We start from the raw sequence: 23,916 nt of genomic DNA, 5'->3' as shown, positions 1-23,916 counted from the left end.
GTAAGAACTACGCCGGGACCTCCCCGATCACTCGCGCGTCGGGCAAGAAGAAGGTCGCCCTGGCCCGGTTCATCCACAACGACCGGCTCATCGACGCCCTGCTTACCCAGGCCTTCAGCGCACTGAGGCTCTCGCCCGGCGCGCGGGCCTACTACGACCGGCAACGAGCCCGCGGCTCCAGTCACAACGCCGCCCTGCGTCAGGTCGCCAACCGGCTCGTCGGCATCCTGCACGGATGCCTCAAAACCGGCACCCTCTACGACGAGACGACCGCCTGGTCGCATCACGCAGAGTTCGTTGCGGCTTGACATCTACGCTCCTGGGATGTCTTTCACGAGGGGGACACCGCCCGATCATGTCCGTCAGGCCCGCCGCCCGTCGTCGGCCTCGCGGCGGGAATCCGCGCTGCGGCCGCCACTGTCGCCGGCTGCCGCGGCCGCGGCAGGAGCATGGCGAGTACCGCGTCCGCGGTAGGCGGACGGTCATCCGTACGCGGGATTCGCCCGCGCGAGATCTCCGGTTATGGTTCGCCCATGAAGGCAGCGCGGGCGGTCGTACTCGACTGGGTGATCGCCGTCGGAGTGGCGGCGGCCCTGGTCGTGACGGGGCTGTCAGGGCAGCACCACGGAACGCCCCTCGACCTGGTCGGATACGCGCTGCTCGCGGGCGGCGGTCTGGCCCTGGTCGCGCGCCGCCGGGCGCCGGTGCCGGTCCTGGTCGTCACCGGGCTGTGCGCGGCCGGGTACCAGGCGGCCGGCTTCGACGTGCCCGCCGTCGCGTACCTGTTCGCGGTGTATGCCGCCGTCCGGGCGGGACACCGCGCCGTCACGGTGGGGGCGAGCCTCGTCATGCTGGCGCTGCTGCCGCCGGCGGCCCTGGTGTCGGGCCTGCACGACACGGGCGAGGCGTTCGCGCAGGCGCGCGGCGCGCTCGAACTGGCCTGGCTGATCGCGGCCGGCGCGGCCGGTGAGGCGCTGCGGCAGGCGGAGCGGCGCGCGGAGGAGGCCGAGCGCACCCGCGAGGAGACCGCGCGGCGCCGGGCCGACGAGGAGCGGCTGCACATCGCGCGGGAGCTGCACGACTCGCTCACCCACCAGATCTCGATCGTCAAGCTGCAGGCGGAGGTCGCCGTGCACGTCGCCCGCAAACGCGGCGAGGAGGTGCCGGAGGCGCTGCTCGCGATCCAGGAGGCCGCACGTGAGGCGGCCAGGGAGCTGCGTGCGACCCTGGAGGCGCTGCGCGACGACGACACGTCCCCGCCGCGCGGGCTCGACCACGTGACCGAGCTGGTGGACCGGGCCAGGACGACCGGCCTCGACGCGACCCTCACCGTCCGTGGACGGCGGCCCGACGTGCCGGCCGCGGTCGACCGGACCGTCTACCGGATCGTCCAGGAGTCGCTCACCAACATCACCCGGCACGCCGCCGCGGCGAGCGCGTCCGTCCGGATCGACTACCGGCCAGGCACCCTCGCGGTGCGCGTCGAGGACGACGGCAGCGCCGGGCCCGACAGTGTCCCGGTGCCCGGCGTCGGGCTGACCGGCATGCGCGAGCGGGTCACCGCCCTCGGGGGTCGCCTGCGGGCGGAGCCGCGTGCCGAGGGCGGCTTCACCGTCGAGGCCGAGCTGCCCGTGGAGCGCACCCCGTGATCCGCGTCCTGCTGGTCGACGACCAGGCGCTCATCCGCAGCGGGTTCCGCGCGCTCCTCGACCTGGAGGACGACATCGAGGTGGTGGCCGAGGCCGCCGACGGTGAGGAGGGCGTGGCCCTGGCCAGGCAGCTGCTGCCGGACGTCGCGCTCATCGACGTCCAGATGCCGGGCGTCGACGGCATCGAGGCGACCCGGCGTATCGCCGCCGACCCGGCCCTGGCCGGGGTGCACGTCGTCATCCTCACCAACTACGGCATGGACGAGTACGTCTTCGACGCGCTGCGCGCCGGTGCGGCAGGGTTCCTCGTCAAGGACGTCGTGCCGGAGGACTTCCTGCACGCCGTACGCGTGGCCGCGCGGGGCGACGCCCTGCTCGCGCCGTCGATCACCCGCAGGCTGATCGACCGGTACGTCACCCAGCCCCGGCACACCGGCGCGGGCCTGGCCGAGCTGACCAACCGCGAACGCGAGGCCGTCACCCTGGTCGCGCAGGGGCTGTCCAACGACCAGATCGCGGCGCGCATGGCGATCAGCGCGCCGACAGCGAAGACCCACGTCAACCGCGCGATGGCCAAACTGCGCGTCCGCGACCGCGCCCAGCTCGTGGTCATCGCGTACGAGTCGGGCCTGGTGTCCGTCCCCTGAGTCAGACGGTCTTGACCGTGCCGCCGTCGATGACGTGGTCGGCGCCGGTGATGTTGCCGGCGACGTCGGACAGCAGGAAGGCGATGAGCGCGGCCACCTCGTGGGGTTCGGTGATGCGGCCGGTGGTGACGCCGAGCGCCTCGGGGACGCCGTCGAGGAACGCGGCGTGCCCGACCCCGGCCCGCGCGGCCACCTTGCCGCCGAACCCCCGCGGGTCCTCCCAGATGGCGGTACGGACAGGACCGGGGCTGACGGTGTTGACCCGCACGCCCTGGGGGCCGAACTCCTCGGCGAGCGACTTGCCGAGCGTGGTCAGTGCCGCCTTGGCCGCGCTGTAGGCGGCGGGCGCCAGGGCGGGCAGCCTGGCGTTGATGGATGAGACGTTCACCACCGAGCCCTTCCGCTCGATCAGGCTGGGCAGGGCGGCCCTGGTGGTGCGTACGGCGCTGTGGAAGTTGAGGTCGAAGACCGCCGCCCACACCTCGTCGTCCGTCTCCAGGAAGGTGTGCGGCTCGTCGACGCCTCCGACGTTGTTCACGAGCAGGTCGATGCCGCCGAGCTCGTCGAGCGCGGCGCCGACGACGGCGTTGACGCCTTCGGGGGTGGTGAGGTCGGCCGCGACCGCGACCGCTCCGCTGTCCTTGAGTTCTGGGGTGACGGTACGCGAGGCGCCGACGACCCGTACGCCCTCGTCGAGGAGGGTCAGGACGGTGGCCAGGCCGATGCCGCGGCCGGCGCCGGTGACGACGGCCGTCTTGGAGCCGAGGTTGAGCTGCATGATCACACCTTTTCTTGAACTTCAGGTACAAAATATGGGCATGGGAAGGCCCACCGCCCGGCGGCGGTGGTTCAGAGCGTGTCGATGACCCCGTCGATCACGAGGGAGAGGCGTTCCGGGCCGTCGGCGACCCTGGCGAGCACGCGCAGCCCCACCACCGTGTTGAGCAGCAGGCTCCCGATCGCCCGGGGGTCACGATCAGGCCTGATCTCACCCGCGCGCTGCCCCTCCTCGATCGCGGCGCGGAACGCGTCCTCCGTACGGTCGAACATGCGGCGTACGAGCCGGACCGCGCTCTCGTCCGACCTGCCGAACTCGGCGGCGGTGTTCACCGCCAGGCAGCCCCGGTGGTCGGGGTCGGCGAGGTCGGTCTCCGCCAGCCGGGTCAGCGCCCGGCGCAGCCGCTCCTTCACCGGGCCCGGCTCCTCCAGCATGGCGACGAGCGTCGCCGTCTCCTTGTCGCGGTAGCACTCCAGCGCCGCCTCGAACAGGCGGTGCTTGCTGCCGAAGGCGTTGTAGAGGCTGCCCTTGCCGATGCCCAGCGCGTCCACGAGGTCCTGCGGCGTCGTGCCGCCGTACCCCTTGCGCCAGAACACCTGCATGGCCCGCTCGACGGCGACCTTCGGATCGAACTGTTTGGCCCTTCCCACGCCATCGACGCTACCATCATTTTGACCTGTAGGTACAAATCGTCCGTGGATGCCAGGAGTCGAAGCCGGGTTGCCGCGCTGATGCTGGGACATTCGGGGTTTCAGGGTGGAATGTGCGCCGAGTATGGTGAGGGTTGTGGCGAGATCTTCGTCCGACCGCCGCGACCGGGCGGGGCGCGAGGTGGCCGGGCGGCTGCCGTGGGTGCTGGTCGTGCCCGCGGTGGCCGGGCTGGTGTTCCTGGTGCTGCCGCTGGCCGGGCTGCTGGTCAGGGCGCCGTGGGCGACGCTGCCTGAACGGCTGACCGAGCCGCAGGTGCTGGAGGCGCTGCGGCTGTCGCTCGTGTGCGCGACCGTCGCGACCGCGGTGTGCCTGCTGCTCGGCGTGCCGCTCGCGTGGCTGCTCGCGCGGGTGTCGTTCCCCGGACGGCGGCTGGTGCGCGCGCTCGTCACCGTGCCGCTGGTGCTGCCCCCGGTGGTCGGCGGCGTGGCGCTGCTGCTGGTGCTGGGCCGCCGCGGCCTGGTCGGTGAATGGCTGGAGAGCACGTTCGGCGTGACGTTGCCGTTCACCACCCTGGGCGTGGTCGTCGCGGAGGCGTTCGTCGCGATGCCGTTCCTGGTGATCAGCGTGGAGGGGGCGCTGCGCGCAGCCGACCGCAGGTACGAGGAGGCGGCGGCCACGCTGGGCGCAGGACGCTGGACGGTCTTCCGGCGGGTCACGCTGCCGCTGATCATGCCGGGGGTGGTGGCAGGGGCGGTGCTGTGCTGGGCGCGGGCCCTGGGCGAGTTCGGCGCGACGATCACCTTCGCCGGCAACTTCCCCGGAACCACCCGGACGATGCCGCTCGCCGTCTACCTGGCGCTGGAGACCGACCCTGAGGCCGCCATCGTGCTCAGCCTGGTGCTGCTGGCGGTCTCGGTCGTCGTCCTGGCCAGTCTGCGCGACCGATGGGTGGCCGCGCCGTGACGCTCGACGCCCACCTGGTCGTCACCAGGCCCGCGTTCACCCTCGACATCGCGCTGCGCGTCGCGCCGGGCGAGGTCGTCGCCCTGCTCGGCCCCAACGGCGCGGGCAAGACCACCGCGCTGCGCGCCCTCGCCGGGCTCGTGACGATGAGCGCGGGACGGATCGACCTCGACGGGCGGCCGCTGCACACCCTGCCCGCCGAGGGGCGTCCCATCGGCATGGTGTTCCAGGACTACCTGCTCTTCCCGCACCTGTCGGCGCTCGACAACGTCGCCTTCGGACCGCGCTGCCGGGGCGTGCCCAAGGCCGAGGCCCGCCGCGTCGCGGCCGGCCTGCTCGACCGCGTCGGCCTCGCGGACCACGCGGCGGCCAAGCCCCGGCGGCTGTCCGGTGGCCAGGCGCAGCGGGTCGCGCTGGCCCGCGCGCTCGCCGTACGGCCCCGGCTGCTGCTGCTCGACGAGCCGCTCGCCGCGCTCGACGCCCACACCCGGCTGGAGGTCCGCGCGGGGCTGCGCCGGCACCTGGCGGAGTTCGACGGCGCGACCGTCCTCGTCACGCACGACCCGCTGGACGCGATGGTGCTGGCCGACCGGCTGGTCGTCGTCGAGCAGGGGGCGATCGTCCAGCAGGGCACGCCCGCCGAGGTGGCCCGCCGGCCGCGTACCGACTACGTGGCCCGGCTGGTGGGGCTCAACCTGTACCGGGGCGTCGCCGACGGGCCGCGGGTGAAGGTCGGCGAGCTGCTGATGAGCACCGCCAACCCGGTGGAGGGGCCCGCGTTCGTCGCCTTCCCGCCGTCGGCCGTGGCGCTCTACCGCTCCCGGCCGGACGGCAGCCCGCGCAACGTGTGGCGGGCGCGCGTCGAGGGCGTCGAACGGCACGGCGACAACGTACGGGTGCATCTCGACGGACCGATCCCGGCGTTCGCCGACATCACGCCCGCCGCGGTCGCCGACCTTGACCTGACCCCTGGCCGGACGGTCTGGGCGTCGGTCAAGGCCACCGAGACGCAGGCGTACCCGACGTGAGCGCCTATCCGGCGCCGCTCCAGACCAGCACCGTGAACGGGACCTCGCTCGACGGGTGGTGCAGGCGTCCTGAGGTGATCCGGTAGGTGACGTTGCGGGGCGGCCCGTCGGCGCGGGACGGCACCTGCACGCAGCCGACGTCCTGGTGGATGCGGGTGAGCATGCGGTCGCAGGGCCCTCCGACGCAGATGGCGTTGGGCGCGGACCCGTCGCGGGCCGAGCCGTCGGCACGTGCGTGGTCGCGCTTCACCCCACCGTCCTCAGAAGCCGCGGGTCGTCATGTCGACATTACTCGCCCGCGTTATCGATCTTCCGATGGGTGTGCCTCACACCGCTCCGGCCGGGATGTGCAGCGAGAGGTGCGGGGACAGCGCGCGGAGGAAGTCGGGGGCGTCGAAGGCCGCCCCCGCGGACACCACGCCGGTGGCCCTGACCCTGCCGGACAGGACGCGCTCGACGGCCTCCACCGCGAGGGGTGCGCTGATGGCGTAGATGTCCTGGCCGGAGGCGGACAGGCGGCGTTCGGCCCCGCCGGAGCGGACGAGCACGTCGACCACGAACGTCTGCGCGGAACGCCCGCGCTCGTCGACGGCGGCCGGCGACGCCGCGTTCGGGGCGGACAGGTCCGCGGCCGCGTTGGCGGTCATGTACGTACGCACCTCGGGGACGGCCAGGTGGCTGGGCACGGTGACGACGTCCGCCATGGTGAACTCGCCGATGACGCGCTGCGGGCCGAGCGGGGCGGGGAAGCGCCACTCCAGGGTGGGCAGGGCGTCGTCGTGGTACTGCAGCCGCCCGCCGGTGTGGCGGACGCGGCGGCCGGCCCGCCGCTGCCCCGAGACCACGCCCGAGGCGACCGTCCCGGCGGTCGGGTGCCAGCTGCTGAGGCCGTAGGCGACGTGCGCCTCGTCCGCGGCCGTCCAGTCGCCCATCGCGGTGGTGACGAGCAGGTCGCCGAGGCCGCCGTAGAAGGCCATCGCGGGGACCACCACGCCGCCTCGGGCGCGGGCCGGCTCGGCGAAGTGGGCGAAGGTGTCGACGTTCGCCTCGATCTCGGCCGCCACGTCCACGTACGGGATGCCGGCCCGCAGCGCCGCCTCGACCACCGGGCCGGCCGTCGCGGCGAACGGCCCGGCACAGTTGACCACCGCCGCGGCCCCCACCAGGGCCCGGTCGAGCGAGGCCGGGTCGTCGACCGACGCCTGCCGCGACTCCATGCCTTCCCGTGCCATCGCCAGCAGCTTGTCGAGGTCGCGGCCGAGCAGCAGCGGGACGTGGCCACGCTCGCGTAACTCCGTGGCCACGAACCGCCCGGTGTGCCCGTACGCGCCGAACACCGCGACTTTCTGACCCGCTCCCATGCCCGCTCCCACCTGCTCGAAATGTTGTGACACGGGAATGCTGTCCTGATTGCCGGGCGACGCCCAGTGTCTGGAACGACATGACCCGTACAATTCCGGACATGACCCCTGCGTCGCGTTCCGTCGCCGTCGCCGCCACCGACGGGATGCTGCACTTCGAGCTGTCCCTCGCGTACGAGATCTTCGGATCCGCCCCGGACGCGGTGCCGGCCCCCTGGTACGACGTGCGGGTGTGCGGCGAGCACCCCGTGCGGATCGGCCGGTTCGTGATCGAGCCCGACTTCGGGCTCGACCGGCTGGCGGACGCCGGCACCGTGATCGTGCCCGCCCTGGCCGACGTGGACGAGGACCCGCCGGCCGACCTGGTCGCGGCGGTGCGCGCGGCGCACGAGGCGGGCGCGCGGGTCGCCTCCCTGTGCACGGGCGTGTTCGTGCTCGCCGCCGCCGGCCTGCTCGACGGGCTGCGCGCCACGACGCACTGGGCCCACACCGGGCAGCTGGCCGCGCGCTATCCGCGGGTGGAGGTCGATCCGGACGTGCTCTACGTCGACAACGGCAGCGTGCTGTCGTCCGCCGGCAAGGCCGCCGCGCTGGACCTGTGCCTGCACCTGGTCCGCCGCGACCACGGCTCGGCCGTCGCGAACGTGGTGGCGCGCCGCCTCGTCGTGCCGCCGCACCGGGCGGGCGGCCAGGCCCAGTACGTCACCACGCCGGTGCCCGCCCAGGACGGCCATCCGCTGGGCGCACTGCTCCCCTGGGTGATGGCGCGGCTGGACGAGCCGCTCACCGTGGAGGACCTGGCGCGCCAGGCGAACATGAGCTCGCGCCACCTGGCCCGCCACTTCCGCTCGGTGACCGGCACGACGCCGCTGCAGTGGCTGCTGACGCAGCGGATCCGCCGCGCGCAGGAGCTGCTGGAGACCACGGAGGACAGTGTCGACGTCATAGCCGCGGCGGCGGGCATGGGCACGGCGACGACGCTGCGCCGTCACTTCCACCGCGCGGTCGGCGTGCCGCCGGACGCCTACCGGCGGACGTTCCGCGCCTGAGCCGTCGATGCCGGGTCAGCGCGTCGTAGGGACGATTTCCCGATTCGTGGCGCTTGCCCGGTGTGTGGCATCCCGCGTAAGGTCCGCCCTGCGTGGCTCGTGGTTCTCCGGGGGGAACCGCGGGGCGGGTGCCGCCACCCGCGCGAACTGAAGAAAGCGTGCCGTCCGGGGCCGACCTGACCGGGAACCAGGTCCGCCACCGAGCCGGCCGGCGCCGAAGTCATCGGGGGAAGACTCAGCATGAGACAGGGACGTCTCGCCGACACGCGCGACATGTTCGCGATGCACACCATGTTCCGCCGCGAATACGGGAACACGCCCGACCTGGTCCGCGCCGCGCGGGTCGGCGACCTGCACCGTGCCACGGTCGTCGCCGACCACATCGCGCTGCTGAACCACGTGCTGCACGGCCACCACACGGCCGAGGACAAGTACCTCTGGCCCCTGCTGCTGGAACGGGTGGGGGCGGAGCTCGCGCCGATCGTGCTGGTCATGGAGGAGCAGCACACGCGCATCCACCACGGCTACGTACGGCTGAACATGGCGCTGGCCGCCTGGCGTGAGGACGCCTCCGCCAGGGCCAGGGCCGCGGTCGCCAGGGCGCTCGACGAGCTGGTGCCGGTGCTGGAGACGCACCTCAGCCTGGAGGAGGAGCGGGTCGTCCCGCTCATCGAACGCCATCTGAGCAGGGAGGAGTACGCGCGCGCGGGCAAGGAGGGCATCGCGCACAACCCGCCCGACGCGGTACCCGTCATCGTCGGCATGCTCATGTACGAGTCAGATCTGGAGACGATCGACGGCGTCATCGCCGCCCTGCCCGCCGACCTGCGGCTGGTCATCAGAGACCTGTCCGTCGCGGCGTACGCGTCCTACGCCCAGAAGCTGTACGGCACCGCGATGCCCCCGCGCGTGCTCACCTGACGTTAGCCGGCCAGGAACGGGGGCACGTCGATGGCCATGCCTGAGCAATCGGACACCACGCCTCCCGCGCAGCGACAGCCCTACCCGGGCCGTACGGGGGAGATGACCCCGGAACCGCGGGACGAGATGCGCGACTACCCCGGCAGCGGCCTGCTGAAGGACAAACGGGCCCTGGTCACCGGCGGCGACTCGGGGATCGGCCGCGCGGTGGCCGTGGCCTTCGCCAAGGAGGGGGCCGACGTCGCCATCGCCTACCTGAGCGAGCACGACGACGCGCGCCACACCGCGAAGCTGGTGGAGGCGGCCGGGCGGCGGTGCGTGCTGCTGCCCGGAGACCTGGCCGACAGCGAGGTGTGCGCGTCCGTGGTCGAGCGGACGGTCGCCGAGCTGGGCGGGCTCGACATCGTCGTCAACAACGTGGCCTACCAGGCGCCGGTCGACTCGCTGGAGGAGCTGAGCGACGAGCAGTGGGAGCACACGTTCGCGGTGAACATCCACAGCTACTTCCGCGTCACCAAGGCGGCCCTGCCCCACCTGCGGGAAGGGTCGGCGATCATCAACACGTCGTCGATCAACGGCCTGCGCGGCAACAGGACGCTCATCGACTACGCCGCCACCAAGGGCGCCATCAACGCCTTCACGTACTCGATGGCGCAGAGCCTGGTCGAGCGGGGGATCCGGGTGAACGCGGTCGCTCCAGGACCGGTGTGGACGCCGTTGATCCCGGCGACCATGCCGCAGGAGAAGGTGGAGCACTTCGGCGAGCAGGTGCCGATGCGGCGGGCCGCCGACCCCGACGAGATCGCGCCCTCGTACGTGTTCTTCGCGGCGGAGCGGCTGTCGTCGTACTACACGGGCGAGGTGCTGGCCCCGATCGGCGGGGAGACGCTGCCCGGCTGATCCGGCGTGGCGGGCCGCTCAGCGCGCCCGCCGCGTCCCGCCGTCCGCCTGGTCGTGGAGCGCGGGCTCAGGGACACCGGCGACGGCACCGGCCGGCGGCGGTAAGTCGGGCATGACGGAGATGGCCGCCAGGGCGATCTCGGTGCTGGTGTGCAGGCGCACGTGGTCGCCGATGCCGGTGATCTCGACGAGGTGGGCGGGCAGCCCCCGCAGCGCGGTCAGGTGGACGGTGCCGCCGTGCTCCTGGGCGAAGGTGTAGGCGTCCAGGAGCACGCGCAGCCCGTGGCTGTCGACGAACGTGACCTCGCCCATGTCGAAGACGAGGTGGTCGGCGGGCGTCTGGCGGACCTCGGCGATGTAGTCGCCCAACCGGGCGCAGCCGCTCAGGTCGAGCTCTCCCGCCAGCGTGATCACGGTCACGCCGGTGTGGTGCTGGTGGCGCATGTCCAGCGACGGCATCGGGTGCTACGCCTCCTCCACGCGTGCTCGGTCCGCCCATACCCTCGGTGAGCGAAGTAAACGGCTCGAACCGGGCTGACGGCCGCCTGGTGGGGCAGGAGGTGACGCATGAGAGATGTGGTCACCGTGACCCCTTGCGAGGACGGCCCGCTGCTCCTACGCGGGCCTTTCGAGCTGCGCACCGAGGACGGCGAGCTGATCGACGCCGGCCGGGCGACGGTCGCGCTGTGCCGGTGCGGTCTGTCGTCGGTCAAGCCGTTCTGCGATGGTTCGCACAAGACCGCCGGATTCCGCGCCCCCAGCCGGCCCGACCCGCCGGCGTAGCGAGCGGACGGAATGGGCGGCCAGGCGGATCCGGCCGCCCGCGTACGGCACCCCGCCGGCCAGGGCCGCTCCGAGCGCCAGCCAGCTGCAGGCGGCGCGCTCCAGCAGCCACACGGGCGCGAGCAGCGCCGCCGAGGCGGGGAAGACCCGCCGCCCACCGGCCCGCCGCCGCCCCGTCTCGGCCAGCGCGACCGCCGCGACGGACGCGGCCAGCACCGTGCGGGGCCGCCGTACGAACGACAGCGCGGGCAGCACGGCGAGGAACACCGCCATCCTGGCCGGTTGCGCGAGGTCGTCGTAGGCCTGGCGGACCCGCTGCGACCAGAAGCGGCGCGTGTCGCACGGCAGCCGCCTGACGTACAGACCGAGCGGGCGCGCCTCGCGCCCGCCGTGTACGCGGACGGTGCGGATCAGCTCCAGGTTCTCGAACAGGACGTCGCCGTCGTAGCCGCCGATGCGCAGGAAGAACCCGCGCCGGACGCCGAACGTCCCCGGGTAGTCGCCGCCTAGGCCGCGGTTGAGCAGCGTGCGCGCGGTGTCCCAGCGGGCGTGCCAGGGCAGCGGCGCGAAGTAGTTCTGCGGCCTGACCAGCTCGTGGGCCCCCAGCAGGGCGTGCACGGCGGCCAGCCCCGCCGCGTCGTAGCGGACGTCGTCGTCGGCGATGACCACCCGGTCGCCGGTCGCGAGCCGCAGCCCGGTCGTCACGCCCGCGACCTTGCCGTTGGCGCAGCGCAGCTCGTCCCCCGGGCGGACATGCCGGACGACGCCCCACCAGCGGCGGGCGTGCCGCACGAACAGCTCGGCCGGGCTCCCGTCCACGACGATCACCCGCGCGTGGCGGCTGAGCCAGTTCAGGTACGCGGTCAGCTCGTCGAGCCCGCGGTCGTCGGTCCAGCGCAACGGCAGCACGTAGTCGAGATCCAGCGGGGGGCCGTTCATGCCGGGACGCGGCGCGGGAGCAGGGAGTCGGTGCCGCGCCGCCAGTGGCCCAGCACGTGTTCGGCCCAGCGGCGTTCGAGTTCCAGCGCGCACGCGGCGCCGTACAGGATGTCGCCCGTGCACTCAGGGAAGGCGGCCGCGAACTGCCCGCACATGTCGTTCGCGGCGATCTGCTCGTGCGCGGCGTCCGCCTGGACGTGCTCGTCGTAGAAGCGCACGACGGCGGGCTCGATGCCGAGCCGGCGCAGCCCCGTGGCGTAGCGGCGGTTGGGCAGCGAGGACGTCATCTCCAGCGCCGCCAGGTGACCGAGCAGCGCGCCGCGCCACCTGCGGTGCAGGCCGAACAGCGACATCACGTTGGAGACGGCCAGCGTCACGCCGGGCACGCGGTGCAGGTAGGCGCCGTACGAGTCGTCCAGGCCGAGACCGCGCATCGTGGTGCGGAACAGCTCGGAGTGCATGCGCTCGCGCCGGCCGCCGCCGTACTCGTCGGACTGGATCTCCACGAGCGCGGCCTTCGGCGCGCCGCTGAGGCGCGGGATGGCCCACGTGTGCGGGTCGGCCTCCTTCAGGTGGTAGATCGACCGGTGCGTGACGAACTCGCGGAAGTGGTCCAGGTCGGCCTCGCGCTGCAGGAACAGCGACAGCGGCGGCCCCTCGTCCGCCTCGGTCAGCGCCACCAGCGCCGCCCGCACGAGGGACGGCTCGACGCTCTCGGTATGCGGGACGACCGCCGCGAGGTACCGCTCGAAGCGCCGTTCGAGGGAGGCCCGGAGGGTCAGCAGCTCCGGGTCCCACTCCCAGCGGTCGTCCACGTCGTCGAAACCCTGGTAGTGCAGCTCGTAGCAGGCGAACAGGGCCAGTTGCGTGTCCTCGTTGTCGAAGTCCGCGCCGAGCGCCGCGACGGCGGCGTCCAGCGGCGTGGCCCCCGGCGGGCCTTCCAGCGTTCCGAACAGGGCCTCGGTGATCGGACCGCGGGCCGGCGGCAGCCGCATCACATCCTCCAGTGACCATGAGTCATACGCTGGCGGGCTGCCCGTGCCGATGCACGTTTAACAGCCTCAGCGGCCCCGGCCGGTGAGGACGTCGCGCAGGCGGTCCACCAGCCCGGCTCCCGGGGCCAGCAGCTTGTTGGCCGGCGGTTCGTCCGGCGCGGAGGGGTGCGGACGCGTGGGTGCCGTCTTCTTGGCCCGCTGGATCTTCTCGCCCAGCTCCTTCAGCTGCTCCTCGGAGCACGCCTGCCGCAGCCGCGGGAACAGGTCGTTCTCCTCGTCGCGGACGTGCTGCCGGATCTCGGCCATCAGCCGGTCCATCGTCGGCCAGAACGCCTCGTCGTCCGGCTGCAGCTCCTCCAGCTTCTTCATGGTCCGTTCGGCCTCGGCGTGCTCGGCGAGCTCCTTGTCGGCGAGCGGATCGCCGCCGGGCACGTGCTCGCGCACGGCCGGATAGAGGTACGCCTCCTCGGCCACGGCGTGCCGTACCAGCTCGATGACCACCTGTTCGGCGAGCAGCTTGACCTTCTCGTCGTACCGGCCGGTCATCCGCTCCAGCTCGCCGAACATCCCCTCGACCTCGCGGTGGTCGGTGACCAGGACCTCGACCACATCCTGCTGTTCGCTCACACCGGACTCCTCGCCATGCTCGCGGAATGGTGGCCGCCGGCGCCGAGTGGCGCCGGCGGGCCGGATGTCCTCATGCCCGGTGAGCAGGCCCGAAACGTCAGTCGAGGATGCGCAGGTCGGTCACGCTGTACGACAGGGAGCCGCGGAAGCCGATCCCGGTGCGTACGATCTTCAGATCGGCCAGTTCCTCACCGGGGGCGGGCAGGAAGCTCAGCCTGCCGGAGCCGGTCCAGGTGCCCGCCACCTTGGGATCGTCCAGGATCGACATGGTGAGTTCGTGCACGGCCGGGTCGTCGTGCCGGCCCGCCGTCAGGCGCGGGAAGTGCCGCAGGTTGACGATGGGGCGGCCGAGCGCGGGCAGCGTGTTCGACGTCTGCTGCAGCGTGACCTGCGCCTCCGCGAGGCGTCGCCCGGCGGCCGACAGGCTGGCGGCGAACGTGCCGCCCGGGCCCACGATCGGCGCCGCCTTGCCGGGGACGGGGAAGGCCCGCGTCTGGTGCACGGAGCCCAGCTTCTTCGGGAAGCCCTGAACCCAGCCCCGCGCCAGTGCCGCGTCGTTGTCGACGTAGATGTAGGGACACCAGGCGACGGGGGTGTCCTTCCAGTACGCGTCCAGGAGCACCAGGAACTCGCTGTACAGGCTGCGCACCGGGTCGAGGTGCTCGTCGTGCTCGCCGGTGAACTGCCAGTCGATGAACAACGCGTACCCGTGTCCGGAGGACGACGGGTCAGGGGTCAGCCCGGTGGGAAGGCTCGCCGCGGCCGCGTCGGCGGAGGTCCAGAACTCCACACCGACGACGTCGCCCGCGTAGTGCCACGGGGGCGCCGACACCACGTTCGCCACTCCGCGCGGGCTGAGCGGCAGGGTGTAGCCGCGCAGTCGCTCCTGCACCTGCGCGGGCCCGTCACTCGTGGCGGCCGACGCGGGGGAGGCCACCGCGGTGGCGGCGATACCGGCAAGCCCGCCGGCGATCAGACTGCGCCGGCCAAGCTGGTTCTGTTCCACGTGCATCCTTCACTGGCTCGTAGACGGCTGCGGTCGTCCGCAGGCGCGCGGGCCGGACGCCTCAGCAGGACAGCCCGCGCGCGAAGATCATTCGAGCAGCCGCACCGCCTGGCTTCTATGCCCTTTTACCGCTTCGGGCGGCCGGCGGACGTGTCCCGGCCGTGCTGGGAGTTGTCCCTGGATGTGCGTACTAATGCACACAAGGCGGCCTTATGGGTCTTTCTGCACAGAACTGATCATCGGGGCGGCGTAGCGTGAGCGATGTCCGAAACGGCCGGTACCGGTCGCCAGGGCCTTCCGGTCTCGTGAGGAGGGCCGGAAAGACAGAGCGGGCGCCCTTCCTCCCGAGGGGCGCCCGCTCCGCTGTCTAGTTCCGCCGGTTCGTACGGGTCATGCGACGGCCGGTTCGGCGGTCGGGCGCGGCGCGGTCGCCGGGGACTCGTCGAGCGGCTGCGGGGGAGCGTTGAGCACCGCTTCGTCGATGCGGTTCTCACCGCGCGCGACGAGCACCGGCACCACGATCTGCCCGGCCACGTTGGTGGCCGTACGGATCATGTCGAGGATCGGGTCGATCGCCAGCAGCAGGCCGACGCCCTCGAGCGGCAGCCCCAGCGTGCTCAGCGTCAGCGTGAGCATGACGGTCGCACCGGTCAGACCGGCCGTCGCCGCCGAGCCGACCACGGAGACGAACGCGATGAGCAGGTACTCGCCGATCCCGAGCGGGATGTTGAACACCTGCGCCACGAAGATCGCCGCCAGCGCCGGGTAGACCGAGGCGCAGCCGTCCATCTTGGTGGTCGCGCCGAACGGCACGGCGAAGGAGGCGTAGTCGCGGTCGACGCCGAGTCGGTCGATCGTGACCTTCTGCGTCAGCGGCAGCGTGCCGACCGACGAGCGGGAGACGAAGGCCAGCTCGATCGCGGGCCACGCGTTACGGAAGAACGTGATCGGGTTGACCTTGCCGACCAGCGCGAGCAGCGTCGGGTAGACGGCGAGCAGCACGATGAAGCAGCCGACGTAGACGCCGAGGCTGAACTTCGCGAGCGGGGCGAGCAGGTCCCATCCGTAGTTCGTGACCGACTTGCCGATCAGGCCGGCGGTGCCGATCGGGGCGAGGCGGATGACCCACCACAGCGCCTTCTGCACCAGTTCGAGGATCGAGCGGCTGAAGGTGAGGAACGGTTCGGCCTTCTCGCCGATCGCCAGGGCCGCCGCGCCCAGGACGACCCCCAGGAAGACGATCTGGAGGACGTTCAGCTCCGTGAACGCGGTGACGATGTTCGTCGGGATGATGCCGGTGAGGAAGTCGACCCACGAACCGACGTGCTCGGGCGCCTTGACGCCCTCGGTGCTCAGGGTGACGCCCTGGCCGGGGTTGAGGATCAGGCCGAGGCCGAGGCCGATGATGACGGCGATGAGCCCGGTGGCGAGGAACCAGAGCAGGGTCTTGCTCGCCAGCCTGGCCGCGCCGTTGACGTTGCGGAGGTTGGCGACGCTGACCACGACGGCGGTGAAGACCAGCGGCGGCACGGCCAGCTTCAGCAGCTGGACGAAGATGGCTCCGACCTCGGTGAGAGTGCTGCCCAGCCAGGCGAGGTCCCAGATGCGGGCGGCGAAGCCCAGCAGGGCGCCGACGACCAGGCCCAGCAGCAGCTGCAGGGAGAACGAGAATCTTTTCACGATGATGTTGGCTCCGAAAAACGGCATGCCGAAGGAGGGCATGCGAAGGGGGGTGGGTGAGGAGAGGGTGGTGATGGAGCGCTTACGTCAGCGCGATCAGCGACAGCTGGAGCCGGTCACACGGCAAAGATCGATGTGCAGCCGCTCAACGAGCCACACAGAAACCAGAGAAAACCTCACAGCGGGCGTAAGTCGCACGGAGGAGCCCATATTCCCGACGATAGAAGTGATCTACCTCACAATCAAGACTTATCGTGATCCGTCCGGTTGAGCACGGTTGTCAACCGGGGCCTCTCACCTGTCGTGGTGTGCGCATCGAGGTGTCAACGAGCTTCGGTCGGCGTCCGGTGGATCCTGTCGACAAACGCGTAACCTGATGGTTACGCTTTCTGGTGTGGATGACGTGGTGGGGGCCATCGCCGACCCGGTACGCCGGGAGATCCTGGTCATGCTGCGTGACGGGCGGCTCTCGGCGGGGGAGATCGCCGGGCGCTTCCGGATCAGCAGGCCGGCAGTGAGCCGCCACCTTCGCGTGCTCAGACAGAGCGGGCTCGTCCGCGATGAGCTGGTCGGCAGGCAGCGGCTCTACGAGCTCGACGCCCGGCAGTTCACCCAGCTTTCCGCGTGGCTCGCCCAGTTCGTCCAGCCGCACGGCTGGGAGCAGCGCCTCGACGCGCTGGAGACAGAGGTCTACCGGACCCGCCGCCGGCGCCGTGCGCGCGGTGCGGCCGACGAAGCCAAGGAGAACACCGCTTGACATCCTCCCCCTCCTGAAGGAGGGGGATTCCCACGGTCGCCCGTGGGCCTTCCTGCTTCACAGCCAGTTGCCCGCTCGGAGGTCTCCGTTGAGGTCTTACACCAGCTCCACAGGCGTTTCAGCTCTCCGCCGGCCCGGTGGCGAGCACGTTCTTGGCCGCGTTCACGTCCCGGTCATGGACGGCACCACAGGCACATGTCCATTCGCGGATGTTCAACGGCATCCTGTCTTGCAGAGCACCGCACGCCGAGCACAGCTTCGACGACGGGAGCCAGCGGTCAACCGCCACCACGGTCCGCCCGTACCACCGCGCCTTGTACTCCAGCATGGACCGCAGCTCCCGCCAGGAGGCGTCGGAGATGGCGCGGGCCAGCGAGTGGTTCTTGACCATGGTCTGTTCTCGCGCGGGTCAAGCCGGGGCTCGAAGCGGCACACCCTCATCCTCACAGTTCTCGCGAACAAGCCGTGTCGTGACCTTGTGCAGGTGGTCCCTTCTGCGATCGGTGATCCGGGCGTAGACGCGGGCCACCGTGCGCCGGGCTTTGGCACGGTTGTTCGACCCCTTCTCCTTACGGGCGAGTGCACGCTGCGCCTTGGCGAGCCTTCGCCGGTCACGACGCTCGTGACGAGGGTTGACGATCTTCTCGCCAGTGGACAGCGTGGCCAGCGCCGTGATCCCGGCATCGATCCCCACGTTCGACACGACGGGCGGCAGCGGACTGATCTTCTCTTCGACCAGCATCGACACGAACCAGCGACCCGCCGCGTCCTTCGACACGGTGACCGTGGACGGCTCCGCACCCTCAGGAAGAGGACGCGACCACACGATCGCCAGCGGAGCATCCATCTTCGCCAGCGTCAACCGGCCCTCCCGCCAGCGGAACGCCGACCGCGTGTACTCCGCCGACAGGCGCGACTTCTTTCTGCTCTTGAACGTCGGATACTTGGCGCGCTTGGCGAAGAAGTTCGCGAACCCCGCCTGAAGATGCCGCAGCGCCTGCTGAAGAGGGACCGACGACACCTCGGACAGGAAGGCGAACTCTCCGCTGCGCTTCCACTCCGTCAGACGCGCGGACGACTCCACGTAGGAGACGCGTCGCCCTTCGAGGGTGTAGGCGCGGGTGCGCTCTTCCAGGGCTTTGTTGTAGACGAGGCGCACGCAGCCGAACGTCCGGGCAAGCTCCTCGGCCTGCTCGGGAGTCGGGTGGAAACGGTACTTGTAGGCCCGCTTCACCAGCTGCGCCACGCCGCACATCCTACGGCGCGATCAGTTCAAGAATCGTGTGTTTGTTCGAAACGGCGGTTCGCCTGGCGGCGAATCACCTGCCCCTGTCCTGCTCCGCAGGGGTCCGACTTCCTTTCCCCGCCTGAAGGCGGGGGTTTCCTCGGAGGTATCTGATGAGCCGTCCCCCTACCGGCGAGCTGTTCCGTACCGGAACCGGCAGCGATCTCGTCCTGACCCGCTCGTTCCGCGCCTCCGTCGAGGACGTCTGGGAGAGCCTCACCGAGCCCGAGAGCACGGCCCGCTGGTTCGGGCCGTGGGAGGGCGACGCCGCGCCCGGCGGCACGATCAAGGTGCAGATGGTGTTCGAGGACGAGAAGCCGTGGCTCGACATGCGCATCGACGCGTGCGAACCGCCACGGCGGCTGGCCCTGTCGGCGTCCGACGAATACGGCACCTGGCGCCTCGAGATGCTGCTGTCCGAGGCTGACGGGGTGACGCGGCTGCGGTTCGTCCAGCACCTCGACACCGAGGAGGAGATCGGCGAGGTCGGCCCGGGCTGGGAGTACTACCTCGACCTGCTCGTGGCCGCGCGCGACGGCTCGCCCGCGCCCGACTTCGACGCCTACTACCCCGCGATGAAGCCCTACTACGTCGAGCTGGCCGCCCGGGCGTGAGGTGCTCGCTCCAGGAGGGCCGCCGCCCTTCGCCGGACGAAGGGGCGCCCCCGGCCGGAGCGCCCCTCGGGCCGGCCCTGTTCGAGGGTCTTGGCTCTGCCTCCCCTCGCTGACCAGCACGAACGTGGCCACGGGGGCGCGGTACGGTCGAAGGCCTCGGGCAGGGGGCGGTGTGACGGAGAACGATGTGCCGAGGACGGCCGAGAACGGCGTGCCCGCTGTACGGGCGGCGGCGGAGAGTGACATGCCTGCCGTGCGGGCGGTGGCCGAGCGGTTCGGGCTGTTGAAGGGATGGCCCGCGACTCCCGACTTCCTCGACGCCGAGCGGCTCTTCGGCACGCTCCTTCTCGCCCCGAGCGCGGACGGCCGGGCCCACGGTTTCGGCGGCACGCTGCGCCGGGGCTCCGTCACCCACCTCGGCGACCTGTTCGTGCTGCGCGAGCGGCAGTCGTCCGGAGTCGGCCGCGCCCTCCTGGCGGAGCTGCTGGCAGGCGACGGGCCGAAGGTCACGTTCGCCTCCTCGGACCCGCGCGCGATGGGCCTCTACCTGCGGCACGGACTACGCGCCTGGTGCCCACTCCTCTACCTCCACGGCCCGGCCACCACGCCTCCCACCTGGCCTTCCACCGCACCGCCTGGCGTGCACCGGGCCGGGCCTCCCGCCGCGACTCCTGGCTCGCCGGTCCGGGAGGTGCGTCCTGAGGACGTCGCCGACCTCGACGCGCGCGCCGCGGGCGGAGCGCGGCCCGACACCCTCGCCTGGTACGCCCGCACGTCGGGCGTGACGCCGTACACGACCGGCCGTGGCTACGCCTTCGCGCGGCCGATCGGGAGCGAGATCCTGATCGGCCCGGCCGGGGGCGACACGCCGCAGGACTGCGCGGACGCGGTGCTCGGCACGCTCGCCGCAGCGAGCGAGACCACCGGTGCGGCGACGGCCCGCATCGCGCTACCGGGAGTGAACCCGCTCGTCCTGCCGCTGATGCAGGCCGGGTGGCGCATCGGCGACCACGACACCTTCATGGCGGACGACCGCGCCCTCTCCCTCATCCACCCCGACCGCTACGCCCCCCACCCAGACCTGGGCTGACCGCCGCTCCGGTCGGGGCGGGGGTGCAACCACCGGTGGCGGAGGTGCAGCAGGCGTCGGCGGTGGAGGCGGGGGTGCGGGGAGTGGTGGGGGTGCAGCAGGGGGTGCCGTGCCAGGTGGCGTGGCCTTCTTTGGCGGCGATCGCGGCGATCACCAGGGCGGCGATCGGGTCGGCCCACGACCAGCCGAACAGGCTGTTGAGGGCGAGTCCCGCCAGCAGCACGGCCGACAGGTAGGTGCACAGCAGTGTCTGCTTGGAGTCGGCCACGGCGGAGGCCGAGCCCAGCTCCCGGCCGGTGCGCCGCTGCGCGTACGACAGGAACGGCATGACCAGCAGCGACAGTGCGGCGAGGACCAGACCGGGCGTGGAGTGCTCGGCCTGACCCGCGCCGAGCAGCGCCCGCACGGCGTCGACGCTCACGTACGCGGCCAGCGCGTAGAAGGACACCGCGATGACGCGCAGCGCCGCCCGCTCGCGGCGTTCATGATCGGACGTCGAGAACTGCCACGCCACCGCGGCGGCGGAGGCGACCTCGACCACCGAGTCGAGCCCGAAGCCGACGAGCGCCGCCGACGAGGCGATCACGCCGGAGCTGACGGCCACCACCGCCTCGGCCACGTTGTACGTGATCGTCACGGCGACCAGAAGCCGAATCCGCCGCTGCAGCACCGCCCGCCGCTGCGCAGCCGCCGTCTGCTGGAGTGCCGTACGGCGCCGCAGCGTCGGACGGGGTGCCGGTGCTGGTGCGGGGTCCGTCACGACGCCGGCTCCTGGGTGGTTGGGCGGGTGGGCCACAGGACCACGGGCCGGCCGGTGGCGGCCAGCAACTGCTCGGCGGAGGCGAGGAGGTCCATGAGCTCGGGACGGGTGAGGCTGTAGAACGACTGCCGCCCCTCGGCCCGGTAGGTGACCAGCCCGCAGTCGCGCAGGCAGGCGAGGTGCTTGGACACCGTCGACTGGGCCAGCCCGAGCTCGCCGGTCAGGTCGACCACCCGCGCCTCGCCGCGCGCGAGGCGCTGCACGATGCGCAGCCGCGTCTCGTCGGCGAGCGAGTGGAACAGCGCCGCCGCCGGGGACACACCGGCGGCGATGTCGGCGCTGACACACCGGCCGCCCTCAGAATTCATCGTCATAACGCGATGATAGCCCGATCGCGGCATGCCGACCAGGCCGCGCCCGGTACCCGCCAAGAGCGCCTGTTCCGAGCGTTCGCCGAGCCCGTTCGAAGCGCCTGGTCGGAGCGTCCGTTCGGAGCACCCGGTCAGACGAGGTTGAGGCCGCCGTCCACGGGGAGGACCTGGCCGGTGATCCAGGTGGCGGCCGGGTCGGCGAAGTGGACGATCCATGTGGCGACCTCGTCGGGGAAGCCGCGGCGGCCGAGCGGGATGCTGGCGGCCTCGTCCTGCTTGATCTGCTCGACGACCTCGCTCGGCAGGCCGGCGGCGATCAGCGCCTCGCTCTCGGTGGGGCCGGGCGCGACGGCGTTGACGCGGATGCCGTCGGACGAGAGCTCCAGCGCCCAGCTGCGCGTGAGCTGCTCCACGGCGGCCTTCGTGGCGGCGTAGTGGGCGGCGCTCGGCAGCGGCCGGTGGCCGAACGTGCTGGAGACGTTGACGATCGCGCCGCGGTTGGCGCGCAGCTGCGGCAGCGCCGCGTGCGCGAGCAGGCTGGGCGCGGTGACGTTCAGCGCGAACAGGTCGGACACGCGGCGGGCGTCCGTCTCGGCGAGCGGCATGACGGCCGTCGCGCCCGCGTTGTTGACCAGGACGTCCACCCGCCCCCAGCGTTCGACGGCCGCCTCGACGACCGCGTACGGGACGCCGTCGGCGGTGATGTCGGCGGGGAGGATGGCGATGGCGGGGTGCTGGGCGGCGGTCTGCTCCAGGGCGTCGGCGCGGCGTCCGACGCCGAGCACGCGCGCCCCGGCACGGGCCAGCGCGATCGCGGCGGCGCGGCCGATGCCGGACCCGGCTCCGGTCACGATCGCGACCTGGTCCTGCAGGCGGGCGGTGTAGACGGTGGTCATGTCACATTCCTTCGAATCGGTGGTCGAGCCCCGTAGCCGGGCCCGGTGGTTGAGGTTCGTGGTTGGTCAGTGGATGAGGGGTAGGCGGAGGACGAAGCGGGCGCCGCCGCCGGCCGCGTCCTCGACGTGCAGGCTGCCCTGGTGGGCCTCGGCGATGTCGCGGGCGATGGCCAGCCCGAGGCCGGCGCCCCCGCGGTCGCGGCTGCGCGCGGAGTCCAGGCGGACGAACCGCTGGAACACCCGCTCCCGGTCGGCGGGCGAGATGCCCTCCCCGTCGTCGTCGACGGTCAGCACCGCCTGGCCGTCAGAGCGGCGCAGCGAGATCGTGAGCCGGTGGGCGGCGTGCCGTCGGGCGTTGTCCAGCAGGTTGGCGATCAGGCGGGTGAGCTGCGGAAAGGCGGCCGCCACCGTCACGGCGGGTTCGAGGTCGAGGCGGACGTCGAGGCTGTCGGGCAGCCGGGCCGCCACCGACGCGACCACGCTGGTCAGGTCGAGGTCGTCCTGGGTCCTGTCGGCCCCCGACTCGATCGTGGCCAGCAGGAGCAGGTCGTCGATGATGCTCTCCAGCCGGTCGATGCCGTCCGTCACGTGGTGCAGCAGGCGGGGCAGGTCGACGTCGTCCGAGTGCAGCTGCGCCTCCTCGACCTCCACGCGCAGCGCCGCGAGCGGCGTGCGCAGCTCGTGCGAGGCGTCGGTGGCGAACTGGCGCTGGCGGTCCAGCAGCCGGACCGCCTGGCTGTCGGCGGCCCGCAGCTGCTCCTTCAGCCGCCGGATCATCGCGGCGCGCGCGCTGAGCCGCGCCTCCATGGCGGTTCTGGTCTCGTCGCGGGCGTTGGGTCGCGCGTCCATGGCGGTTCTGGTCTCGTCGCGCGTCCCCGGCCCGCGCGCGGCGGGCGTGCGGGGTGACGGCGTCCGGAGGACGTCCTGGACGTCCTGCGCGTGCGGGACGAACAGCACCACCGCCTGGTTCGTGACGGGGACGCCGAGGGAGCGGAACGCGGTCCCGCCGTACCGCTGCGGCGCCGCCACCTGACGGGCGGGAACCAGCGGTCCCTCACCGGAACCCACGCGGTCACGGGGGAACAGGTCGGACGCGTACCGGCCCAGCACCTCTTCGCGCCGGTGCCCGCACAGGTCGAGGTACGCCTGGTTGACGGCCACGATGATCATGTCCATCGTCATGACCAGGCACGGTGCCGACACGGCTGTGAGCAGGGCGGCGTGGTTGATGTGCATCATGTTCCCCTCGTTCTTCCGCTCGGTGAGCTCATGGATCAAGGACGGTGCTCGCGCAGCGGCTCGCCGGGGCGATCGGGCCCGCGAGCGGCAGGCGCAGCACGAAGCACGCGCCGCCGGCCTCCGCGTCCCTGACGTGCAGGCTGCCGACATGGGCGTGGGCGATGTCGCGGGCGATGGCCAGGCCCAGGCCGGTGCCCGCGCCGTCGAGCAGGCGGGCGGCCTTCAGCCGGGTGAAGCGCTGGAAGACGAGGTCCCGCTCCTCCTCCGCGATGCCGTCGCCGTCGTCGGAGACGGTCAGCTCGGCGCTGTCGCCGTCGCTGGTCACCACGATCTCGACCAGGTGCCTGGCGTGCCGCTGGGCGTTGTCCAGCAGGTTGGTGAGCAGGCGGCTGATCCGGATCGGGACAGCCTCGACGGTCACCCCCCGCTCCAGCCGGAGCCCGACCGCGATGCCGTCCGTCCTGCGTGAGGTCTCCTCGCGGACGAGGTCGGCCAGGTCGATCCGCTGCGGCCGGCACGGCAGGCCGGACTCCATCTCGGCGAGGACCCGCAGGTCGGTGATGATGGCGTCCAGCCGGTCGACGTCCCGCAGCGCGCTGCCGAGCAGGTCGCCGAGGTCGGTCTGGTCAGGATGGAGGCTCGCCTCCTCCAGCTCCGCGCGCAGCCCCGCGACCGCCGTGCGCAGCTCGTGCGAGGCGTCGGAGGCGAAACGCTGTTTCTTCTGCAGCTCGCGCTGCAGCTTGGTGACCATCTGGATCGTCGGCGCGGCCGGGCCTTTGGTGGCCGGCGAGGGGGCGTCGCGGTCGATTCTGGGTGTTGGGCATGGCGTCACAACACAAATTCCTTCCGTTCCATGCATGCGTGTGTGATGGCGCCTGGCGCTCGGCATCGAGCGCGGGGGAGCCGTCGTGCGGGCGAGGCGGCGGG

General features: G+C 72.1%; 27 protein-coding genes and 1 pseudogene. 12 read left to right on the top strand and 16 right to left on the bottom strand.

The window, feature by feature from the left end:
* From BLR04_RS27190 to BLR04_RS27180, 3 genes are all read left to right on the top strand, one after another.
* Positions 1-308, top strand: a 308-nt coding sequence (locus tag BLR04_RS27190; RefSeq protein WP_143022151.1) for a transposase, incomplete at its 5' end; no start/stop codon positions are given.
* Between the two features lie 225 nt (positions 309-533).
* Positions 534-1,649 carry a sensor histidine kinase gene (locus BLR04_RS27185; protein ID WP_090770455.1) on the top strand — a complete coding sequence of 372 codons (1,116 nt, stop codon included), beginning with the start codon at positions 534-536 and terminating at the stop codon, positions 1,647-1,649.
* Positions 1,646-2,296 carry a response regulator gene (locus tag BLR04_RS27180; RefSeq protein ID WP_090770453.1) on the top strand — a complete coding sequence of 217 codons (651 nt, stop codon included), beginning with the start codon at positions 1,646-1,648 and terminating at the stop codon, positions 2,294-2,296. Before BLR04_RS27185 ends, BLR04_RS27180 begins: the two co-directional genes overlap by 4 nt.
* Before the next feature lies 1 nt (position 2,297).
* On the opposite strand, the gene BLR04_RS27175 is transcribed toward BLR04_RS27180, so the two are convergent.
* Positions 2,298-3,074 (bottom strand): oxidoreductase, encoded by a 777-nt coding sequence (locus tag BLR04_RS27175; RefSeq protein ID WP_090770491.1) that lies wholly within the window; start codon positions 3,072-3,074, stop codon positions 2,298-2,300.
* A 71-nt stretch (positions 3,075-3,145) separates the two neighbouring features.
* Positions 3,146-3,724, bottom strand: a complete 579-nt coding sequence (locus BLR04_RS27170) for a TetR/AcrR family transcriptional regulator (protein ID WP_090770450.1) — start codon at positions 3,722-3,724, stop codon at positions 3,146-3,148.
* A 136-nt stretch (positions 3,725-3,860) separates the two neighbouring features.
* On the opposite strand from BLR04_RS27170, the gene BLR04_RS27165 reads away from it, so the two are divergent.
* Both BLR04_RS27165 and BLR04_RS27160 read left to right on the top strand, forming a co-directional pair.
* Entirely contained in the window at positions 3,861-4,688 is an 828-nt protein-coding gene (locus BLR04_RS27165) for an ABC transporter permease (protein WP_245740575.1), read from the top strand.
* Positions 4,670-5,716 (top strand): ABC transporter ATP-binding protein, encoded by a 1,047-nt coding sequence (locus tag BLR04_RS27160; RefSeq protein WP_090770447.1) that lies wholly within the window; start codon positions 4,670-4,672, stop codon positions 5,714-5,716. Before BLR04_RS27165 ends, BLR04_RS27160 begins: the two co-directional genes overlap by 19 nt.
* Positions 5,717-5,720: 4 nt before the next feature.
* Here BLR04_RS27160 and BLR04_RS27155 read toward each other — a convergent pair whose 3' ends face one another.
* Complete coding sequence (locus tag BLR04_RS27155; protein ID WP_090770445.1) at positions 5,721-5,966, bottom strand: hypothetical protein; 246 nt, start codon at positions 5,964-5,966, stop codon at positions 5,721-5,723.
* Between the two features lie 76 nt (positions 5,967-6,042).
* Positions 6,043-7,110: a saccharopine dehydrogenase family protein gene (locus tag BLR04_RS27150; protein WP_342672308.1), complete on the bottom strand. Its 1,068-nt coding sequence runs from the start codon at positions 7,108-7,110 to the stop codon at positions 6,043-6,045.
* A gap of 68 nt (positions 7,111-7,178) precedes the next feature.
* Between BLR04_RS27150 and BLR04_RS27145 the strand changes: the two genes are divergently transcribed.
* From BLR04_RS27145 to BLR04_RS27135, 3 genes are all read left to right on the top strand, one after another.
* Positions 7,179-8,126, top strand: coding sequence for a helix-turn-helix domain-containing protein (locus BLR04_RS27145; RefSeq protein ID WP_245740573.1), 948 nt, complete (start codon positions 7,179-7,181; stop codon positions 8,124-8,126).
* 240 nt (positions 8,127-8,366) lie between these two features.
* Positions 8,367-9,047: a hemerythrin domain-containing protein gene (locus BLR04_RS27140; RefSeq protein WP_090770439.1), complete on the top strand. Its 681-nt coding sequence runs from the start codon at positions 8,367-8,369 to the stop codon at positions 9,045-9,047.
* 36 nt (positions 9,048-9,083) lie between these two features.
* Positions 9,084-9,947, top strand: coding sequence for an SDR family oxidoreductase (locus tag BLR04_RS27135; protein WP_090770489.1), 864 nt, complete (start codon positions 9,084-9,086; stop codon positions 9,945-9,947).
* A gap of 18 nt (positions 9,948-9,965) precedes the next feature.
* Here BLR04_RS27135 and BLR04_RS27130 read toward each other — a convergent pair whose 3' ends face one another.
* The gene (locus BLR04_RS27130; protein WP_090770437.1) at positions 9,966-10,406 is read right to left on the bottom strand and encodes an STAS domain-containing protein; all 441 of its coding nucleotides are present in this window, start codon (positions 10,404-10,406) and stop codon (positions 9,966-9,968) included.
* A 108-nt stretch (positions 10,407-10,514) separates the two neighbouring features.
* Between BLR04_RS27130 and BLR04_RS42845 the strand changes: the two genes are divergently transcribed.
* Positions 10,515-10,730, top strand: a complete 216-nt coding sequence (locus BLR04_RS42845; RefSeq protein ID WP_090770435.1) for a CDGSH iron-sulfur domain-containing protein — start codon at positions 10,515-10,517, stop codon at positions 10,728-10,730.
* A gap of 935 nt (positions 10,731-11,665) precedes the next feature.
* On the opposite strand, the gene BLR04_RS27115 is transcribed toward BLR04_RS42845, so the two are convergent.
* The 5 genes from BLR04_RS27115 to BLR04_RS42840 form a co-directional block, all read right to left on the bottom strand.
* A complete protein-coding gene (locus tag BLR04_RS27115) occupies positions 11,666-12,664 on the bottom strand; it encodes an iron-containing redox enzyme family protein (protein ID WP_090770433.1) in 999 nt (332 codons plus the stop codon).
* Between the two features lie 66 nt (positions 12,665-12,730).
* Positions 12,731-13,291, bottom strand: coding sequence for a hemerythrin domain-containing protein (locus BLR04_RS27110; RefSeq protein ID WP_090770431.1), 561 nt, complete (start codon positions 13,289-13,291; stop codon positions 12,731-12,733).
* Positions 13,292-13,388: 97 nt separating this feature from the next.
* Positions 13,389-14,297, bottom strand: a complete 909-nt coding sequence (locus BLR04_RS27105; protein ID WP_218129186.1) for an acetoacetate decarboxylase family protein — start codon at positions 14,295-14,297, stop codon at positions 13,389-13,391.
* Between the two features lie 390 nt (positions 14,298-14,687).
* Positions 14,688-16,004: a dicarboxylate/amino acid:cation symporter gene (locus BLR04_RS27100; protein ID WP_245740571.1), complete on the bottom strand. Its 1,317-nt coding sequence runs from the start codon at positions 16,002-16,004 to the stop codon at positions 14,688-14,690.
* Between the two features lie 69 nt (positions 16,005-16,073).
* Positions 16,074-16,187, bottom strand: coding sequence for a putative leader peptide (locus BLR04_RS42840; protein WP_425413452.1), 114 nt, complete (start codon positions 16,185-16,187; stop codon positions 16,074-16,076).
* Between the two features lie 184 nt (positions 16,188-16,371).
* Here BLR04_RS42840 and BLR04_RS27095 point away from each other — a divergent pair, with 184 nt between their 5' ends.
* Positions 16,372-16,734, top strand: a complete 363-nt coding sequence (locus tag BLR04_RS27095; protein ID WP_090770425.1) for a metalloregulator ArsR/SmtB family transcription factor — start codon at positions 16,372-16,374, stop codon at positions 16,732-16,734.
* A gap of 34 nt (positions 16,735-16,768) precedes the next feature.
* On the opposite strand, the pseudogene BLR04_RS27090 reads toward BLR04_RS27095, so the two are convergent.
* Positions 16,769-17,980, bottom strand: a pseudogene (locus tag BLR04_RS27090) (RNA-guided endonuclease InsQ/TnpB family protein); the annotation flags it as partial.
* 152 nt (positions 17,981-18,132) lie between these two features.
* Here BLR04_RS27090 and BLR04_RS27085 point away from each other — a divergent pair.
* Both BLR04_RS27085 and BLR04_RS40915 read left to right on the top strand, forming a co-directional pair.
* The gene (locus BLR04_RS27085; RefSeq protein WP_090770423.1) at positions 18,133-18,633 is read left to right on the top strand and encodes an SRPBCC family protein; all 501 of its coding nucleotides are present in this window, start codon (positions 18,133-18,135) and stop codon (positions 18,631-18,633) included.
* A 172-nt stretch (positions 18,634-18,805) separates the two neighbouring features.
* The gene (locus BLR04_RS40915) at positions 18,806-19,723 is read left to right on the top strand and encodes a GNAT family N-acetyltransferase (protein ID WP_090770422.1); all 918 of its coding nucleotides are present in this window, start codon (positions 18,806-18,808) and stop codon (positions 19,721-19,723) included.
* On the opposite strand, the gene BLR04_RS27075 is transcribed toward BLR04_RS40915, so the two are convergent.
* The 5 genes from BLR04_RS27075 to BLR04_RS39950 all read right to left on the bottom strand — a co-directional run bounded on the left by BLR04_RS27075 (position 19,680) and on the right by BLR04_RS39950 (position 23,740).
* Positions 19,680-20,444, bottom strand: a complete 765-nt coding sequence (locus tag BLR04_RS27075; protein ID WP_090770487.1) for a cation efflux transmembrane domain-containing protein — start codon at positions 20,442-20,444, stop codon at positions 19,680-19,682. The genes BLR04_RS40915 and BLR04_RS27075 overlap by 44 nt on opposite strands.
* 35 nt (positions 20,445-20,479) lie before the next feature.
* On the bottom strand, positions 20,480-20,857 hold the full coding sequence (locus BLR04_RS27070) for an ArsR/SmtB family transcription factor (protein WP_090770420.1): 378 nt from the start codon (positions 20,855-20,857) through the stop codon (positions 20,480-20,482).
* Between the two features lie 128 nt (positions 20,858-20,985).
* Positions 20,986-21,750 carry an SDR family NAD(P)-dependent oxidoreductase gene (locus BLR04_RS27065; protein ID WP_090770418.1) on the bottom strand — a complete coding sequence of 255 codons (765 nt, stop codon included), beginning with the start codon at positions 21,748-21,750 and terminating at the stop codon, positions 20,986-20,988.
* A 66-nt stretch (positions 21,751-21,816) separates the two neighbouring features.
* Positions 21,817-22,989 carry a sensor histidine kinase gene (locus BLR04_RS27060; protein WP_176903305.1) on the bottom strand — a complete coding sequence of 391 codons (1,173 nt, stop codon included), beginning with the start codon at positions 22,987-22,989 and terminating at the stop codon, positions 21,817-21,819.
* Positions 22,990-23,017: 28 nt separating this feature from the next.
* Entirely contained in the window at positions 23,018-23,740 is a 723-nt protein-coding gene (locus BLR04_RS39950) for a sensor histidine kinase (protein ID WP_218129185.1), read from the bottom strand.
* Positions 23,741-23,916: the final 176 nt, after the last annotated feature.

This window comes from Nonomuraea maritima, assembly GCF_900100395.1.
Classification (GTDB): domain Bacteria; phylum Actinomycetota; class Actinomycetes; order Streptosporangiales; family Streptosporangiaceae; genus Nonomuraea; species Nonomuraea maritima.
The sequence above is the reverse complement of the archived record's forward strand: the minus strand, read 5'-3'. Positions and strand labels throughout refer to the sequence as shown.